The sequence below is a fragment of the Pseudomonas sp. GW822-FHT06D10 genome (genome assembly GCF_058799535.1).
Map to the genome: position 1 here is coordinate 139,422 of NZ_JBXALN010000009.1, position 15,071 is coordinate 154,492.

The 15,071-nt window shown below is 60.3% G+C and carries 20 protein-coding genes; 11 read left to right on the top strand and 9 right to left on the bottom strand.

Features of this window, described 5'->3' with window-relative positions; genetic code table 11:
* Positions 1 to 15: 15 nt before the first annotated feature.
* Positions 16 to 309: a hypothetical protein gene (locus tag AC1RL5_RS26650; protein ID WP_007931378.1), complete on the top strand. Its 294-nt coding sequence runs from the start codon at positions 16 to 18 to the stop codon at positions 307 to 309.
* Positions 310 to 443: 134 nt separating this feature from the next.
* Positions 444 to 1,418, top strand: coding sequence for a L,D-transpeptidase family protein (locus AC1RL5_RS26655; RefSeq protein ID WP_015636545.1), 975 nt, complete (start codon positions 444 to 446; stop codon positions 1,416 to 1,418).
* A gap of 126 nt (positions 1,419 to 1,544) precedes the next feature.
* Here AC1RL5_RS26655 and oprI read toward each other — a convergent pair whose 3' ends face one another.
* The gene (gene oprI, locus AC1RL5_RS26660; RefSeq protein WP_003448337.1) at positions 1,545 to 1,796 is read right to left on the bottom strand and encodes an outer membrane lipoprotei OprI; all 252 of its coding nucleotides are present in this window, start codon (positions 1,794 to 1,796) and stop codon (positions 1,545 to 1,547) included.
* A gap of 642 nt (positions 1,797 to 2,438) precedes the next feature.
* Between oprI and AC1RL5_RS26665 the strand changes: the two genes are divergently transcribed.
* Complete coding sequence (locus tag AC1RL5_RS26665; protein WP_011062548.1) at positions 2,439 to 2,720, top strand: GNAT family N-acetyltransferase; 282 nt, start codon at positions 2,439 to 2,441, stop codon at positions 2,718 to 2,720.
* Between the two features lie 60 nt (positions 2,721 to 2,780).
* On the opposite strand, the gene AC1RL5_RS26670 is transcribed toward AC1RL5_RS26665, so the two are convergent.
* Both AC1RL5_RS26670 and AC1RL5_RS26675 read right to left on the bottom strand, forming a co-directional pair.
* Complete coding sequence (locus AC1RL5_RS26670; protein ID WP_011062547.1) at positions 2,781 to 3,857, bottom strand: 3-deoxy-7-phosphoheptulonate synthase; 1,077 nt, start codon at positions 3,855 to 3,857, stop codon at positions 2,781 to 2,783.
* A gap of 140 nt (positions 3,858 to 3,997) precedes the next feature.
* Positions 3,998 to 4,432 carry a PilZ domain-containing protein gene (locus AC1RL5_RS26675; protein WP_210712183.1) on the bottom strand — a complete coding sequence of 145 codons (435 nt, stop codon included), beginning with the start codon at positions 4,430 to 4,432 and terminating at the stop codon, positions 3,998 to 4,000.
* Between AC1RL5_RS26675 and AC1RL5_RS26680 the strand changes: the two genes are divergently transcribed.
* From AC1RL5_RS26680 to cysB, 5 genes are all read left to right on the top strand, one after another.
* Positions 4,431 to 4,817 (top strand): thioredoxin family protein, encoded by a 387-nt coding sequence (locus AC1RL5_RS26680; RefSeq protein WP_011062545.1) that lies wholly within the window; start codon positions 4,431 to 4,433, stop codon positions 4,815 to 4,817. The two genes, AC1RL5_RS26675 and AC1RL5_RS26680, sit on opposite strands and share 2 nt — an antisense overlap.
* Positions 4,817 to 5,773: a putative 2-dehydropantoate 2-reductase gene (locus tag AC1RL5_RS26685; protein WP_011062544.1), complete on the top strand. Its 957-nt coding sequence runs from the start codon at positions 4,817 to 4,819 to the stop codon at positions 5,771 to 5,773. The genes AC1RL5_RS26680 and AC1RL5_RS26685 overlap by 1 nt, the downstream gene beginning before the upstream one ends.
* Positions 5,774 to 5,804: 31 nt before the next feature.
* Complete coding sequence (locus tag AC1RL5_RS26690) at positions 5,805 to 6,710, top strand: 5'-nucleotidase (protein ID WP_015636544.1); 906 nt, start codon at positions 5,805 to 5,807, stop codon at positions 6,708 to 6,710.
* Positions 6,711 to 6,805: 95 nt separating this feature from the next.
* The gene (locus tag AC1RL5_RS26695) at positions 6,806 to 7,306 is read left to right on the top strand and encodes a universal stress protein (RefSeq protein ID WP_011062542.1); all 501 of its coding nucleotides are present in this window, start codon (positions 6,806 to 6,808) and stop codon (positions 7,304 to 7,306) included.
* A gap of 111 nt (positions 7,307 to 7,417) precedes the next feature.
* Entirely contained in the window at positions 7,418 to 8,392 is a 975-nt protein-coding gene (gene cysB / locus AC1RL5_RS26700) for an HTH-type transcriptional regulator CysB (protein ID WP_011062541.1), read from the top strand.
* Positions 8,393 to 8,404: 12 nt separating this feature from the next.
* On the opposite strand, the gene AC1RL5_RS26705 is transcribed toward cysB, so the two are convergent.
* On the bottom strand, positions 8,405 to 8,887 hold the full coding sequence (locus AC1RL5_RS26705; protein ID WP_123576857.1) for a GreA/GreB family elongation factor: 483 nt from the start codon (positions 8,885 to 8,887) through the stop codon (positions 8,405 to 8,407).
* A gap of 2 nt (positions 8,888 to 8,889) precedes the next feature.
* Entirely contained in the window at positions 8,890 to 9,288 is a 399-nt protein-coding gene (locus tag AC1RL5_RS26710; RefSeq protein WP_011062539.1) for a hypothetical protein, read from the bottom strand.
* 123 nt (positions 9,289 to 9,411) lie between these two features.
* Between AC1RL5_RS26710 and earP the strand changes: the two genes are divergently transcribed.
* Positions 9,412 to 10,545, top strand: coding sequence for an elongation factor P maturation arginine rhamnosyltransferase EarP (gene earP, locus AC1RL5_RS26715; protein ID WP_123576855.1), 1,134 nt, complete (start codon positions 9,412 to 9,414; stop codon positions 10,543 to 10,545).
* A 48-nt stretch (positions 10,546 to 10,593) separates the two neighbouring features.
* Positions 10,594 to 11,166 carry an elongation factor P gene (locus AC1RL5_RS26720; protein ID WP_007931398.1) on the top strand — a complete coding sequence of 191 codons (573 nt, stop codon included), beginning with the start codon at positions 10,594 to 10,596 and terminating at the stop codon, positions 11,164 to 11,166.
* 71 nt (positions 11,167 to 11,237) lie between these two features.
* Here the strand turns inward: AC1RL5_RS26720 and AC1RL5_RS26725 are convergent, their stop codons facing one another.
* The 3 genes from AC1RL5_RS26725 to AC1RL5_RS26735 form a co-directional block, all read right to left on the bottom strand.
* Complete coding sequence (locus tag AC1RL5_RS26725) at positions 11,238 to 11,657, bottom strand: organic hydroperoxide resistance protein (protein ID WP_072450622.1); 420 nt, start codon at positions 11,655 to 11,657, stop codon at positions 11,238 to 11,240.
* Between the two features lie 218 nt (positions 11,658 to 11,875).
* Positions 11,876 to 12,337, bottom strand: a complete 462-nt coding sequence (locus AC1RL5_RS26730; protein WP_011062536.1) for a MarR family winged helix-turn-helix transcriptional regulator — start codon at positions 12,335 to 12,337, stop codon at positions 11,876 to 11,878.
* Positions 12,338 to 12,413: 76 nt separating this feature from the next.
* Entirely contained in the window at positions 12,414 to 13,364 is a 951-nt protein-coding gene (locus AC1RL5_RS26735; RefSeq protein ID WP_011062535.1) for a LysR family transcriptional regulator, read from the bottom strand.
* Positions 13,365 to 13,469: 105 nt separating this feature from the next.
* Here AC1RL5_RS26735 and AC1RL5_RS26740 point away from each other — a divergent pair, with 105 nt between their 5' ends.
* Positions 13,470 to 14,219, top strand: a complete 750-nt coding sequence (locus AC1RL5_RS26740) for a sulfite exporter TauE/SafE family protein (protein ID WP_072450621.1) — start codon at positions 13,470 to 13,472, stop codon at positions 14,217 to 14,219.
* Here AC1RL5_RS26740 and AC1RL5_RS26745 read toward each other — a convergent pair.
* Entirely contained in the window at positions 14,209 to 15,063 is an 855-nt protein-coding gene (locus tag AC1RL5_RS26745) for a LysR substrate-binding domain-containing protein (protein WP_041119395.1), read from the bottom strand. The genes AC1RL5_RS26740 and AC1RL5_RS26745 overlap by 11 nt on opposite strands.
* Positions 15,064 to 15,071: the final 8 nt, after the last annotated feature.

The following is a 15,071-nucleotide window of genomic DNA, read 5'->3' on the forward strand; positions in this document are numbered from 1 at the left end:
GATTTGGAGCCCCCGATGCCGCGTCCCGCCTGGTCCCTGTTTGCCTATCAACTGATCGAGCCTGATGAGCAGCTTGACCTGTTCGCCTGCCAGGAAGTTCGGGTGCATCTGGTGACGCGTCAACTGGAGTTGGGCGGCTCTGCCGACCGCACCTTGTGCGGCACTTTGTTGCCCGCGCAACCGCGCTGGTCGAGCGTGGATCGGACGATTTTCCAGGACCAGCGACTCTGCCCGTTGTGCCGGGCGATTCTGGAGTCGCAAAAACGTGGCACGCCGCCAATCTGGCCTGAGCTGCGTTTCGAGTTGTAGGCGGTCGCCAGCAGGCCGTTTCGACAGGGAATTCATGTGTCTGCGCTTGTCTCCCCGGCCTGGCTGCCGAAGCCGGAGGGCGGGGTGTACAATCGTGTTTCTTTCATTCGTTGTTCATGCGAAGGATTATCCGGATGTTGCCCCGCCTCCCTGTCGTCACCCGCTGCCTGACACTCGCCGCCTTGTGTGTGGCCGGTCCTGTTGCCGCATTGGAATTGCCTCTACCGCCGCCGGGTGAAGACATCGTCGGCCAGGTACAGGTGATCAAGGCCAAGTACGAGGATACCTTCGCCGACCTGGGCACGACCTACGACCTGGGTTACCTGGAAATGGTCGCGGCCAACCCGGGGGTCGATCCCTGGCTGCCGGGGGCGGGCACTGAGGTGATCCTGCCTACGCGTTTCATTCTGCCGCCCGGGCCGCGCGAAGGCATCGTGATCAACCTGGCTGAGTATCGACTGTACTACTATCCCAAGGGTCGGAACGTGGTTTACACCTTCCCGCTGGGTATTGGTCGTGAAGGCTGGGGGTCACCGATCGCGCACACCAGCATTACCGCGAAAACCCCGAATCCGACCTGGACGCCCCCGGCTTCGATCAAGGCCGAGCATGCCGCCGACGGTGACCCCTTGCCGAACGTGGTACCGGCTGGGCCGGACAACCCCTTGGGGCCATTCAAGTTCACCCTTGGCACACCGGGTTACCTGATTCACGGTTCGAACAAGAAGTTCGGTATCGGCATGCGCACCAGCCACGGCTGTTTCCGCATGCTCAACAACAACGTGCTGGAGATGGCCGGCATGGTGCCGGTGGGAACTTCGGTGCGCATCATCAATGATCCGTACAAGTTCGGTATCAGCGGCGGGAAAGTCTACCTGGAAGCTCATACGCCGTTGGATGACAAAGGCAATCCTTCGGTGGTCGACAAGCACACTGCAGTGATCAATGCCTTGCTCAAGCGTGAGGACTTGGCCAACAACCTGCGCATGAACTGGGATGTGGTGCGTGATGTAGTGGCAGCCGAAGATGGCTTGCCGGTGGAGATCGCCGTGCCGACGACAGCGCCTGTGACAACAATGTCCAACGCGACCTACGATTTGCAGCAGTAAGCGCTTAAGTGCAACCCGCCGATACCTGCTGGTAGCGGCGGGTTTTTTATTGCCGGTGAAGAACTCCGGGCAATAAAAAAGCCGATCCAAAAAATGGATCGGCTCGATAACAATCCCGAGGGACTATTACTTGCGGCTAGCTTTTTCCAGCATACGCAGAGCGCGCTCGTTAGCTTCGTCAGCAGTCTGTTGTGCTTTTTGAGCAGCAGCCAGAGCTTCATCAGCTTTACGATAGGCTTCGTCTGCACGAGCCTGAGCACGAGCTGCTGCGTCTTCAGTAGCAGTCAGACGAGCTTCGGTTTCTTTGGATACGCTGCTGCAACCGGTAGCCAGAACTGCGGCCAGAGCCAGAGCAGAGAATTTCAGAACGTTGTTCATCGTGTTCCCCTTCAAGGACTTTCTATTAGTAGCTATCACCTCAGAGTGAGGAAATAGCCGGCGTACATACTACCCATTACTTGTAGTAAGTAAACTGACGTAGCGCAAGAAGCAAAAAAAATTCTAGGCGTTGTTTCTTTTTCGAGCAACTTTTTAGCGGGTTGTATAAAAAATATTCAGCGACGAAGCTCCGGGGCCGAATGCTGCTTGTTTGCCAGCATCGTTATCGGAGTTTCCAGGCGCTGTTTCAGAGCCTAGGCTAAAGTCGGTCTATATTGTGTCGACTGCACTTTTCTTCAGAATTTGTTCAGCCCTGAACCTATGTTTAAGCATCTTGTGGGTGACTTTAAGAGGCGGCGCTCGTCTTATGTTTCAGCATCCGGCGATGTACCGTCTCAAGACGTTTGGGTATCGATCCCGACTAAGGATCGTACACAGCCTCAACAAGGTTTTGCGCCGATCTGTGACGAGTGTGGCTTGAGCATTTGTGCCAATGGCGCCTATATTTTGTAACGTGCTGATGGCGCAAGGACGAGAGCTTCTACGGGGCGGCCGACAGGCACGAGGTGGCGTAAGTTGTTCCTTCGCCGGAAAAACATCGGTAAGGTAGGGGTCAGCATTCCAGACCCGCAAGGAGTAGTGATGAGCGAGGCGTTGTCCATCCACCATGACCAGGCTGGTCATCAGTTCGAGACCAATGTGGACGGTCATCGTGCCTACCTGACCTATATGGACCTGGGTAAGCAGACCCTGGATATCTATCGTACTTTCGTGCCCAACGCACTGCGTGGGCGCGGTATTGCTGCGGCGTTGACCGAGCAGGCGCTGGAGTACGCCGAACGCATGGGCTACACAGTGATTCCGTCGTGCTCGTACGTAGAGCGCTATATGGAGCGTCATCAGCGCCACGCAGCAAAGCTCTGACCGGGGCGACCATGAAAAACGCCGGGCTTGGCCCGGCGTTTTTGTGTCTGCAGGAAAGGGTCAGCTGCGATCGCGTTTCGGCAAGACGTCCTTGAGCTTGGCGTGCATGCCGCGCAGGGTCTTCTCGGTACTTTCCCAGTCGATGCAGGCATCGGTGATCGATACGCCGTACTGAAGTTCCGACAGGTTCTTCGGAATCGCCTGGCAGCCCCAGTTCAAGTGACTTTCCACCATCAGGCCGATGATCGACTGGTTGCCCTCGAGGATCTGGTTAGCCACGTTTTCCATGACCAGCGGCTGCAGTGCCGGGTCCTTGTTGGAGTTGGCGTGGCTGCAGTCGATCATGATGTTCGGCTTGATCTTGGCCTTGCTCAGGGCCTGCTCGCAGACGGCGACGCTGACCGAGTCATAGTTGGGCTTGCCGTTGCCGCCGCGCAGCACCACGTGGCCGTAGGCGTTGCCCTTGGTGGTTACGATCGACACGCCGCCCTGGGGGTTGATCCCCAGGAAACGGTGAGGGCTGGAAACCGACTGCAAGGCGTTGATTGCCACAGTCAGGCCACCGTCGGTGCCGTTCTTGAAGCCCACGGCCGAGGACAGGCCCGAAGCCATTTCGCGGTGAGTCTGGGATTCGGTGGTACGTGCACCAATGGCCGACCAACTGATCAGGTCCTGCAAGTATTGCGGGGAGATCGGGTCCAGGGCTTCAGTGGCAGTAGGCAGGCCCATTTCAGCCAGGTCCAGCAGCAATTGGCGACCAATGTGCAGGCCGTCCTGGATCTTGAACGAGTCGTCCAGGTAAGGGTCGTTGATCAGGCCTTTCCAGCCGACGGTGGTCCGCGGTTTCTCGAAATAAACGCGCATCACCAGGTACAGGGTGTCGGAGACTTCAGCCGCCAGTGCCTTGAGCCGCTCGGCGTATTCGTGGGCTGCCTTGATGTCGTGGATCGAGCAGGGCCCAATGACGATGAACAGGCGGTGATCAGTGCCGTCGAGGATATTGCGGATCACTTCGCGACCCTTGGTCACGGTGCGCAAGGCGGTGTCGCTCAGCGGGATGTCTCGTTTGAGTTGATCAGGGGTGATCAGGGTCTCGTTGGAGGCGACGTTAAGGTCGTTGATCGGTAAATCAGCCATCGTGTTACTCGTCAGGTCACGGGTGCCGGCCGCCAGCGATCCCCGCGCGGCGGAGCACAGCGGATTTGAGCGCGTCGGGGAGCGGAACCTTAGCGCGTTAGCCGGTGACTCTACAATGGGCAGGTGGCGGTTTTATTGGGCTATGGCTGTACAAAGGCCTGGTGCACACGGTCTTCGGAATAGTCTTCTGCGTGCTGCTCGACCCAATTCAGCGCCAGTGCCTCAATGCATTGCTGTTCGCTCTGAGGTTCATGCAGGCGACAGTAGCGGGCGATCTGGCACACCTGCTCACCCATGCGCGCGCCAAACAACGTTTGTTCGTCGACGAAAGCGATGCCCACCAGGTAGCCACGCTTGCGTTTCAGGCACCAGGCGACATAGCCGTTGTAACGGGCGTTATCCCCCAACGTTGGCATGTACACCTCCAGCGCGGTACCGCGGCGCCAGGCACGGTGGTAATTGCACGCCATGCCACCGAGGCTGATAGTGTGCAACCGCTGGCGTGAAATACAGGCGTGCTTGCGCAAGGTCAGTTCAACCGGAACATCATCAGGATGAGGCAGAAAACGTCCCATGACCGCAGACTCCGAGTGTCGTCCATTTGACATTGTTTCCCCCAGTATAGTGCTCGAATTGGAACTGACCGATTTCGATATCGACCAGCAATTACTGGGCCTTGGCGGCGTTTCCCTGGTTGTTTTCACCAGTGTCGGCTGTTCCAGTTGCCGTTGGGCCCGGGCGCGGTTGCCGGAGTTGGAGCTACCCATCGACCGTCTTTGCTGGGTCGATGCGGGTGATAATGGCGGTGCGGTTCAGCGCTATCAGGTGTTCCACTTGCCAGCTTTGTTCGTGGTCCGCGACGGTGAGTTTCATGGAGCGCTACAGTCGCGCCTGACGCAGCAGGATCTCAGCGAGAGCCTGCGTCAGGCGCTTAATCGAATACCAGAGGAGTTGCCTTGATGGGTGCAGGCCGTAAACCGCGTGTAGGCATTATCGGGACCGGAGCGATCGGAGGTTTTTACGGGGTGATGCTGGCACGTGCCGGTTTCGACGTGCACTTTTTATTGCGCAGCGAATATCCGGCAGTGCTCGAGCATGGGCTGCAAGTCAACAGCAGCCAGCACGGCAAGCTGACGTTGAAGCCGGCGCAGGCCTACGCCAATGCCGAACAGATGCCGCCTTGCGACTGGCTGCTGGTGGGCGCCAAGACCACCAGCAACCTTGATCTGGCGCCGGCGATCATTCAGGCCGCGGCCACCGATGCCAAGGTTCTGGTGCTGCAGAATGGGCTGGATGTCGAAGACGACCTGCGCGCGGTGCTTCCCGATTCGCTGCATCTTCTGGGCGGCTTGTGCTTTATCTGTGTGCACCGCGCCGGGCCCGGGCAGATCGAGCACCAGGCGCTTGGCGCGGTAAACCTGGGTTACCACAGTGGCCCGGCCAGTGCCGATGCGACCCTGAGCCAGGCGATAGTCGAGGAGGGCGCCGCGCTGTTTCGCGAGGCGGGGCTCGATTCCCAGGCCATGGGCAACCTGCAGCAGGCGCGCTGGCAGAAGCTGGTGTGGAATGTCCCGTATAACGGCCTGTCGGTTCTGCTCCGAGCCAGTACCACGCCACTGATGGCCGACCCCGCCAGCCGCGAGCTGATCCAGGATCTGATGCAGGAAGTGCTGCAAGGGGCGGCGGCTTGCGGGCATGTCATCCCTGCGGCCTATGCGCAGCAACTGTTCAAGTCCACCGAGCACATGCCGGATTACTGGCCCAGCATGTACCATGACTTCCTGCACCAGCGTCCTCTGGAACTGGCAGCTATCTATGCTGCACCCTTGGCGGCAGCGCGGGCCGCAGGTTGTGAGCTGCCGAAGATCCAGGCGTTGTACCAGGCCTTGAGTTTCATCGACCGGCACCACGCCTGAGTTGGGCTTATTACCTTTAAGGGGATGAAATATGGCAAAGGGCCTGGATGGCAAGCTGGTGGTGGCGATCTCGTCGCGGGCGCTGTTCGACCTGGGCGACAGCCACAAGGTCTATCTGGCCCAGGGGGTCGAGGCCTATCGGCAGTACCAGATCGAACATGAAGAGGAAGTCCTCGAGCCCGGTGATGCCTTCCCTCTGGTCAAGAAACTCCTCAGCCTCAATGCCAGCCTGGGCCGAGCCCGGGTCGAAGTGGTGCTGGTCTCGCGCAACAGTGCCGACACCGGGTTGCGTGTGTTCAACTCGATCGAGCACTACGGCCTGGGCATTTCCCGAGCAGCCTTCGTCGGCGGGCGCAGCCCTTATCCCTATCTGGCGGCCTTTGGCAGCGACCTGTTTCTCTCCACCCATGCCGATGATGTGCGCAGTGCACTAGAGGCCGGCTTTGCTGCGGCAACCATTCTGTCCGGCGGCACCCGGCGCGCCGAAAATGGCGAACTGCGCATAGCGTTCGACGGTGATGCGGTGCTGTTTTCCGATGACTCGGAGCGTATCTACCAGTCCGGCGGCCTGGAGGCATTCCAGGCCAGTGAGCGGCAGTCGGCACGAGAACCGTTGCCGGGCGGGCCGTTCAAGGGGTTCCTGGCGGCACTCAACCTGCTGCAGGGAGAGTTTTCCGATGAGGCCAGTCCGATCCGTACCGCCTTGGTGACAGCCCGTTCCGCGCCGGCCCATGAGCGGGTAATCCGCACCTTGCGCGAGTGGAACATCCGCCTGGACGAATCGCTGTTCCTTGGCGGGCTGGAAAAAGCCGCCTTCCTCGAAGCCTTTGCAGCCGACGTGTTCTTCGACGACCAGGCCGGTCACTGCGAGCTGGCTCGCGAAGTGGTCGCCACCGGTCACGTGCCGCACGGCGTGAGCAACGAAACCAAGGCTTGAGTCCTAAAATCCGTGGTTTTTCCTCGGACCTCCCACAGTTCCAGGCACTGCTAAGCTGAATCAATCTCCGCCATCTTGGCAGTTGAGGAGGTCATATGATTCGTTCGATGCTGTATGCCACTGACCTCGGTCTGTATGCGCCCTTTGTGATGCAACATGCCCTGGAGCTGGCTCGAACGTTCAATGCCGACTTACATGTAGTGCACGCCGTGGAGCCCATGGGCCTGTTCGCCGAATCAGTGTTGCAGAGCTACCTGGATGAGCAGTCGCTGAATGAGTTTCACCGCCAGGGCCTGAATACAGTGATGGCCAATATAGAGCAACGGGTGCTGGACAGTTTTCGCGAGGAACTGGGGGAGGGGATGCAGGACCTGACCTTGATCCAGTCGGTGCGGGTGCTTCAGGGGGACCCGTCCCAGGTGATTCTGGAGCAGGCAGGGAAACTCTCTGTGGATTTGCTGATCGTAGGAAGTCACAGCCATGGGGTGGGGGCGCAAACGCCTTTGGGGCGTACCGCAACGCGAGTTCTGCAACTGGCCAAAGTCCCGGTTTACCTGGTGCCTCTGGTGCAGCGTCGACGTCAGGGCGATACCTGAGGATGGAATGGAAAATTCTGAATAAAAGTTCTAGATTTATTCTCCTGACCATTAATATAGTTATATACCGTCGCTGATACCCGTGGCGTCTACCTGCTTTGAGGGATTGATATGAAGCTTCAACAATTGCGCTACATCTGGGAAGTGGCGCACCACGACCTCAACGTCTCCGCTACCGCGCAAAGCCTTTACACATCGCAACCGGGTATCAGCAAGCAGATCCGTCTGCTCGAGGACGAACTCGGGGTCGAGGTCTTTGCCCGCAGTGGCAAGCATCTGACCCGCGTGACCCCGGCCGGCGAGCGCATCATCACCACCGCCGGCGAGATCCTGCGCAAGGTCGAAAGCATCAAGCAGATCGCCCAGGAGTTCTCCAACGAGAAGAAGGGCACCCTGTCCATAGCCACTACTCACACCCAGGCGCGCTACGCCTTGCCACCGGTGATCAGCAGCTTTATCAAGCAGTACCCGGATGTGGCCTTGCACATGCATCAGGGTTCGCCGATGCAGATTGCCGAAATGGCCGCTGACGGCACTGTGGATTTCGCCATCGCTACCGAAGCCCTGGAGTTGTTCGGTGACCTGGTGATGATGCCGTGCTATCGCTGGAACCGCTGCGTGGTAGTGCCTCAGGGCCACCCACTGACCAAGCTGCCGAAGTTGACCTTGGAAACCCTGGCCGAGTACCCGATCGTCACTTACGTGTTCGGTTTTACCGGTCGTTCCAAGTTGGACGAAGCCTTCAGCCATCGCGGCCTGACGCCCAAGGTAGTATTCACCGCTGCCGACGCCGACGTGATCAAGACCTATGTGCGCCTGGGCCTGGGCGTGGGCATCGTGGCCAAGATGGCGGTCGACACCAAGCTCGACAGCGACCTGGTGGTGCTGGATGCCAGCGAGCTGTTCGAATCGAGCATCACCAAGATCGGTTTCCGTCGCGGCACTTTCCTGCGTGGCTTCATGTGCGATTTCATCGAGAAGTTCGCCCCGCACCTGACCCGCGAAGTCATGGCCAAGGCCATTGCCTGCCATAACAAGCAGGAACTGGAAGAGCTGTTCGACGGCGTCGAATTGCCGGTCCACTGATCCCCAGCCTGCCTAGCGGACCTCGGTGACAGTGAACTGTTGCCGGGCGCCCGCCACCACGATCTCCACCTCATCGTCCTCGAACTTGCCCAGCAGGCTGTTGCCCAGGGGCGAGCGGGGGGTGATGACGGTCACCAGTTGCCCCACTACGTAGACCTTCAGGCCCGCGCCATCCGGGCCGAGAAACAGCCACTGTTCGTGGCCGTTCTCATCTTCCAGCCCCAACAGCGCACCGATCTGAATCCCCTTCTGCGGGTCATAAGGGCGCAGGCTCAGGTTCTGCCAGAGGCCCAGGGCCTGGCGGATTTCCTCGACCCGTCGAGCCTGGCCGGCGGCCAGGTAGGAAGCTTCCAGCCCCAGGGTGTCGTACTTGTTCTCGGCGATATTTTCTTCGTGGGTGGCGGTTTCGTAAGCGGTTTGTGCCGCTCGCACCGCGACCTCCAGGTCGTCCCGGAGCTGGTGCAGAATCAGTTGGCAGACGGACTGTTTATTCATGGTCAATTACAGAATTGCAGGACGTTGGCCCGGCTTTTTTCGCTCGGCGCGGTCTGGTCCTGCTGCAACCAGAACTGGCATTTGGGGTTGGACAGGTTGCGCAGGTTGCTGCGGGCGTTGTCCAGGGATTGCAGTTCCTCGTTCTTGCGCAGGTTTTCCTGGTACTGCTCGAACATTCGGTTCTGTGGCTCAGGTGGCGCGGCCACCGGTGGTTTTGCCAACTGCTGCACCGCTTGTGCGACCGGAGCCAATTGCTGGCTGAAAAGGTAGTGCGAGGCCAGCCAGCAGGTCAGGGCGATCGCCAGGAAACCCAGCCACAGGCCCAGGGCAATGCTGGCGGTGAGCGCCAGGAAGTTGAAACTGATGCGCAAGGAGCGACGTGCGGTGGGACGATGGGACATGGCTGCCTCCTGGCGGGCGGTGTTGGGCAAGGGCCGATTGTCGCACGAAGATAATCGCGGTTGGCTCTTCTGCGCAGGAGCATTTATGCGGACAATCGGCGCCTTTGCCAATCGGGGAGTGGAATGAAAGCCTCCTGGGATATTTTCTGCAGCGTGGTCGACAACTACGGCGACATCGGCGTGACCTGGCGCCTGGCCCGGCAACTGGTGGCCGAGCATCAATGTGCGGTGCGGCTGTGGGTCGATGATTTGCGCGCTTTCGAAAAGATCTGCCCGCAGATCGATAGCCAAAAGGCCAGCCAGATTCAGGATGGCGTCCAGGTGCGGCACTGGCCCGTCCAGTGGCCGGACGAGGCGGCGGCCGATGTGGTGATCGCGGCTTTCGCCTGCCAGTTGCCCCACGCCTACATGGACGCCATGGCCGACCGTGCGCGTGCGCCACTGTGGCTGAACCTGGACTACCTGAGCGCCGAGGACTGGGTCGGCGGGTGCCATGGCCTGCCTTCCGTGAAGTTTCGCGGGGTGCAGAAGTACTTCTTCTTTCCCGGATTCCAGGCCGATACCGGCGGCTTGCTGCGCGAGGCCGGGCTGCTCGAGCAGCGCCGGGATTTCCAGGACAGGCCCCAGGCCCGGCTGGATTTCCTGAAATCCCTGGGCGTATCGCCTGTTGCCGGCAGTCGCTTGATCTCGCTGTTCGCCTACGAAAATGCCGGGGTTGCCAGTTGGTTGCAGGCCCTGGCCGACGACGGGCAGCCGACTCATCTGCTGGTGCCCGAAGGCCGCGTTCTGGCCGATGTGCAGCGCTGGCTGGGAGAGGAACCGCTGGCGCCGGGCTGTCCCCAGGTACGCCAGTCGCTGACCGTTCAGGTGCTGCCCTTCGTGCGCCAGGAGGATTACGACCGGCTGCTCTGGTGCTGCGACTTCAACGCGGTGCGCGGGGAGGACTCCTTCGTTCGGGCGCAATGGGCCGGGCGTCCGATGCTCTGGCATATCTATCGCCAGGATGAAGACATCCACCTGGACAAGCTCGAAGCTTTTCTCGGCCTCTATACCCGCACCCTTTCCCCGGGGGCCAAGGCTGCAGTACTGGCCCTGTGGCAGGCCTGGAACAGCGAAGCATCGATGGCCGAACCCTGGAAAAACCTGCTGCAATACTGGCCGGAAGTCGCCGGGCACGCCGAGCAATGGTGTCTGGAACAAGGCTCCCAGCCCGATCTTGCTGCGGCGCTGGTGCAGTTTTACCTAAATTGGATATGATACGCGGCCTAGATTTTTGTAAATCCCATCCAAATTCGGATATTCGCAATGAAAACTGGTAAAGAACTCAAACCCGGTACCGTGATCCGTATCGACAACGATCCTTGGCTGGTTCAGAAAGCTGAATTCACCAAGTCCGGTCGTAACAGCGCGATCATGAAGACCAAGCTGAAGAACCTGCTGACCGGTTACAAGACTGAAACCGTTTACGGTGCGGACGACAAACTGGACGACGTGATCCTGGATCGCAAAGAAGCGACCCTGTCGTTCATCAGCGGCGACACCTACACGTTCATGGACACCACTGACTACACCATGTACGAGCTGAACGCCGAAGACATCGAAGCGGTTCTGCCGTTCATCGAAGAAGGCATGACCGACGTTTGCGAAGCCGTGTTCTTCGAAGACCGTCTGGTTTCCGTTGACCTGCCGACCACCATCGTGCGCCAGGTTGACTACACCGAAGGTTCCGCGCGCGGCGACACTTCGGGCAAGGTGATGAAGCCTGCCAAACTGAAAAACGGTACCGAGCTGAGCGTTGCGGACTTCATCGAAATCGGCGACATGATCGAGATCGATACCCGCGAAGGCGGTTCCTACAAAGGCCGCGCCAAGGTTTAAACCTGGCTCGCCCCTGTAGACGAAAAAGCCCGACCTTGAGTCGGGCTTTTTTATGCCTGGAATTTGCCGTTTCAGACCGAAACGTGCAGGCGCACATCCACATTGCCACGGGTGGCATTGGAGTAGGGGCAGACCTGATGCGCGGCATCCACCAGGCTTTGCGCTTCGTCCTGGGCCAGGCCGGGCAGGCTCACATGCAGGTCGATATCCAGGCCGAAGCCGCCGGGGATCTGGCCGATGCCGACATGGGCAGTGATCGAAGCGTCGTCCGGGATCTTGCGCTTGCTCTGGCTGGCGACGAACTTCAGGGCACCGATAAAGCAGGCCGAGTAACCGGCTGCGAACAGCTGTTCAGGGTTGGTCGCCTGGCCACCGGCACCACCGAGTTCCTTGGGGGTGGCCAGTTTGACGTCGAGGATCTGGTCATTGGAAACAGCGCGGCCATCACGGCCACCGGTGGCGGTTGCAACGGCGGTGTAGAGAGTTTGCATGGTGGAAGCCTCGTGGTAGGTGATTTTCGCGCTAATTATTTGCGCGCTAAGTAAGTGCGAAATAAATGTATCTCGCTAATATTTAGCGCGCAAGATAAATTTTGCTGAAAATCTCTTCATTAGCCTTGAGTCATGGGCAACTCATTGATTCTGAAAAAGATATTTTTTCGGTTGAGAAGCTAGCCCTAGCCGTAGGGGGCTGGCTTGCCAGTAAAGCGTCAAAGACTGTCCTGCAGATGCCCGCGCAACACCTGCAAATCTTCCTGCAACTGACGCAATTGCTCCACGCTCCGGCCGCTGGCCCCGAGGATGCACTGGGGAATGTCCCGGGCTTGCTCGCGCAGCACCCGGCCCTGTTCCGTCAGTTGGACAATCACCACCCGTTCATCTTCCCGACTGCGGGTGCGGCTGAGCAGACCTTCGGCCTCCAGGCGTTTGAGCAGCGGGGTCAGGGAACCGGGGTCGGTCAGCAGGCGCTGGCTGATCTCGCCGACCGTCAGCCCGTCCCGTTCCCAGAGCACCAGCATTGCCAGGTACTGCGGGTAGGTCAGCCCCAGCTTCTGCAGCAGAGGCTTGTAGACCTTGGTCAGCATCAGGGAGGTGGAGTGCAGGGCAAAGCACACCTGGTTGTCCAGCAGCAGTTGATCGCAGGAGTCCAGGGGGGAGCGTTCGGTGGTCATGTTGGCGGCCTTGATCATTAATGGTCATGAATCTAGCGGGCGAGTCTTTAATGCGCCAGATAATTCTCCTCAGGTCTCAGCCCATCGCGCTTTGCAATGCCAGGTCCCAGGGCGGAACCGGGCTGAAGCGGCTTTTCAGGTACTCCAGCAGCAGGCGGCTACGGGCATTGGGGTGCTGTTCCATGCGCAAGGCGTAGATGCCGGCGGTTTCCGGCTTGGGCAGGCCGCCTTCGCAGAACAGCGGCACCAGTTCGCCGCGCAGCAGGTATTCACTCACCAGCCAGGTGGGCAGGTGGGCAATGCCCAGCCCGGCCAAGGCCCCGGAAAGCAGGGCTTCAGCGTTGTTGGCACCAAGGCGTATACGCTGCGGACGATGGCTCTGCACCTGGCCGTCAAGCTCGAAGCGCCAGGCGAACAGCGGCGCCAGGCCATCCCAGTCGAGGCCGTCGTGCTGGCTGAGTTCGGCGGGGTGGCTGGGGGTGCCGCGGCTTTTCAGGTAGGAGGGGCTGGCACAGGCGATACGCACGATGCTGGCCAGGGAGGTGGCGACCATCCGCGTGTCCACGCGCTGGCCGGCGCGCAGCACCAGGTCGACCTTGCCCAGGTGGGAGCCCTGCATGTCGACAAAGCTGTCGATCAGGTGTAACTGCACATCCAGCCCGGGGTAGAGCACCAGGAAATCGGCAATGGCCGGCGCCAAGTGGCGGCGCCCGAAGGCAGCGGGGGCGTCGATGCGGATCAGGCCTTCCGGGGCATGGCTCAGGGAAACTGCCTCGGCCCGAGCCAGTTGCAGCTCGGCAACGATACGTCGGGCCCGTTCGGCAAAGGCCTGGCCGGCGGCGGTGGCGACCACGGCGTGGGTGGTACGCATGAACAGAGTGGTGCCCACGGCGTTTTCCAGGCTGTCGATGCGCCGGGCCACGGCGGAGGGCGTCAGCGGATGGCGGCGTGCCGCGGCGGAAAAGCTGCCCGCTTCCAGCACATCAAGAAACAGCCCCAGTTGTTCGGTCAATGTATTGGGATTCATGATCAACTCGCTTATGCGAAAACGGCAAAGCCATTGTGCGTTGCTATGCGTTTCCGTGCCAGGACCGACTGCGTAGCATGCAGCTCTCAGGTGAGGAGAGCGGTTGTGATCGAGTTGATGATGTATCTGTTGTTGGGCGCGGCGTTGGGTACGGTGGGCGGGCTGTTCGGTATTGGCGGTGGCTTGATCGCGATTCCGGTGCTCGGCGTGCTGTTTGGCCTGGACCAGCAGATTGCCCAGGGCACGGCGCTGGTCATGGTTGTACCCAATGTGCTACTCGCGCTGTGGCGCTATCACCAGCGCAACCGCATAGAGGCGCGCCACGCCTTGCCCCTGGCCCTGATGGGGTTCAGTTTCGCCTGGCTGGGCTCGATCTGGGCGGTGGGCATCGATGCACAGAAGATGCGCATCGGCTTTGTCGCCTTTCTTCTGGTGCTGTCGGCCTACAACCTGCTGCGCATGTTCATGGCCAGTGCTCCGGCCAGCAGCGGGATGCGTTACCCCTGGCCTTGGCTCGGGGTATTGGGCGCCGCTTCCGGGGCCATGGGCGGGCTGTTCGGGGTGGGGGGCGCAGTGGTTGCCACGCCGGTACTGACCAGTGTCTTCGGCACCACCCAGGTGGTAGCACAGGGTTTGTCCCTGGCGCTGGCGCTACCCAGCACCGGGGTCACCCTGGTGACCTATGGCTTTCACCATCAGGTGGACTGGGCGATCGGTCTGCCGCTGGCAGCCGGTGGCTTGCTGAGCATCAGTTGGGGGGTGAAGGTCGCCCACGCCTTGCCCGAGCGGCTGTTGCGCGGCCTGTTCTGCGGCTTCCTGGTGGTGTGTGCGGTGATGCTGGCGTTTAAAGTTTGAAGCCTTCGACGATGTGTTCGGCCAGGCATTCGGTGATGGGCGAGGGCTGGTTGAGGTTGCGCAGCAGCATGATGCTGGCCTCGGGCAGCTCCGGCAGCCCTTCGTTCTCGCCAAGGATGCGCAGGTCCGGCGTGATCAGGCTTTCCAGCTGCGCGGTGATCGCCAGCCCGGCGCTGACCACCGCCATGATTGCCGACAGGCTGGAGCTGTTGTAGGCAATGCGATAGTCGAGGCCGATGGCATCCAGGGCGTTGCAGGCCCACAGCCGGCAAAAGCAGTCGCTGTTGAACATCGCCAGTGGCAGTGGCGTCTGTTCATGGGGCGTGAAGCACTGGGCCACGGCCCAGACGAAGCGCTCCTTGCGCAGCAGTTGGCCGATCTCGCTGCCCGGCTCTCGGGTGACGATGGTCAGGTCCAGGTCCTGGCGTTGCAGCAGTTGCTTGGACGATTCGCAATGCACTTCGATCTGGATCAGCGGGTAGCTCTGGGCGAAGCGCGACAGAATCCCCGGCAGAAAACGCATCACATAGTCATCCGGCGTGCCAATGCGCACCAGCCCCACCATGTGCGGTTCACGCAGGGTATTGAACACTTCGCTATGCAGTTTCAGGATGCGCCGGGCATAGCCCAGCAGTACCTGGCCCTCGGCGGTCAGCTTGACCTGGCGTCCGTCGCGCTGGAACAGCTGGCGTTGCAGCACGTCCTCTTCCAGGCGCTTCATCTGCATGCTCACCGCCGACTGGGTGCGGTTGACCCGTTCTCCAGCCCGGGTAAAACCGCCTTCATCGGCGATGGCGACGAAGGTGCGCAGCACTTCGGTGTCGATGCTGGGGAACTGGGACATTGATCAGA

What these genes read in the sequence shown, in the direction of transcription:
- AC1RL5_RS26650 (WP_007931378.1), top strand. Translation starts at nt 16, where the DNA reads ATGCCGCGTCCCGCCTGGTCCCTGTTTGCCTATCAACTGATCGAGCCT.
- AC1RL5_RS26655 (WP_015636545.1), top strand. Translation starts at nt 444, where the DNA reads ATGTTGCCCCGCCTCCCTGTCGTCACCCGCTGCCTGACACTCGCCGCC.
- oprI (WP_003448337.1), bottom strand. Translation starts at nt 1,796, where the DNA reads ATGAACAACGTTCTGAAATTCTCTGCTCTGGCTCTGGCCGCAGTTCTG.
- AC1RL5_RS26665 (WP_011062548.1), top strand. Translation starts at nt 2,439, where the DNA reads ATGAGCGAGGCGTTGTCCATCCACCATGACCAGGCTGGTCATCAGTTC.
- AC1RL5_RS26670 (WP_011062547.1), bottom strand. Translation starts at nt 3,857, where the DNA reads ATGGCTGATTTACCGATCAACGACCTTAACGTCGCCTCCAACGAGACC.
- AC1RL5_RS26680 (WP_011062545.1), top strand. Translation starts at nt 4,431, where the DNA reads ATGACCGCAGACTCCGAGTGTCGTCCATTTGACATTGTTTCCCCCAGT.
- AC1RL5_RS26675 (WP_210712183.1), bottom strand. Translation starts at nt 4,432, where the DNA reads ATGGGACGTTTTCTGCCTCATCCTGATGATGTTCCGGTTGAACTGACC.
- AC1RL5_RS26685 (WP_011062544.1), top strand. Translation starts at nt 4,817, where the DNA reads ATGGGTGCAGGCCGTAAACCGCGTGTAGGCATTATCGGGACCGGAGCG.
- AC1RL5_RS26690 (WP_015636544.1), top strand. Translation starts at nt 5,805, where the DNA reads ATGGCAAAGGGCCTGGATGGCAAGCTGGTGGTGGCGATCTCGTCGCGG.
- AC1RL5_RS26695 (WP_011062542.1), top strand. Translation starts at nt 6,806, where the DNA reads ATGATTCGTTCGATGCTGTATGCCACTGACCTCGGTCTGTATGCGCCC.
- cysB (WP_011062541.1), top strand. Translation starts at nt 7,418, where the DNA reads ATGAAGCTTCAACAATTGCGCTACATCTGGGAAGTGGCGCACCACGAC.
- AC1RL5_RS26705 (WP_123576857.1), bottom strand. Translation starts at nt 8,887, where the DNA reads ATGAATAAACAGTCCGTCTGCCAACTGATTCTGCACCAGCTCCGGGAC.
- AC1RL5_RS26710 (WP_011062539.1), bottom strand. Translation starts at nt 9,288, where the DNA reads ATGTCCCATCGTCCCACCGCACGTCGCTCCTTGCGCATCAGTTTCAAC.
- earP (WP_123576855.1), top strand. Translation starts at nt 9,412, where the DNA reads ATGAAAGCCTCCTGGGATATTTTCTGCAGCGTGGTCGACAACTACGGC.
- AC1RL5_RS26720 (WP_007931398.1), top strand. Translation starts at nt 10,594, where the DNA reads ATGAAAACTGGTAAAGAACTCAAACCCGGTACCGTGATCCGTATCGAC.
- AC1RL5_RS26725 (WP_072450622.1), bottom strand. Translation starts at nt 11,657, where the DNA reads ATGCAAACTCTCTACACCGCCGTTGCAACCGCCACCGGTGGCCGTGAT.
- AC1RL5_RS26730 (WP_011062536.1), bottom strand. Translation starts at nt 12,337, where the DNA reads ATGACCACCGAACGCTCCCCCCTGGACTCCTGCGATCAACTGCTGCTG.
- AC1RL5_RS26735 (WP_011062535.1), bottom strand. Translation starts at nt 13,364, where the DNA reads ATGAATCCCAATACATTGACCGAACAACTGGGGCTGTTTCTTGATGTG.
- AC1RL5_RS26745 (WP_041119395.1), bottom strand. Translation starts at nt 15,063, where the DNA reads ATGTCCCAGTTCCCCAGCATCGACACCGAAGTGCTGCGCACCTTCGTC.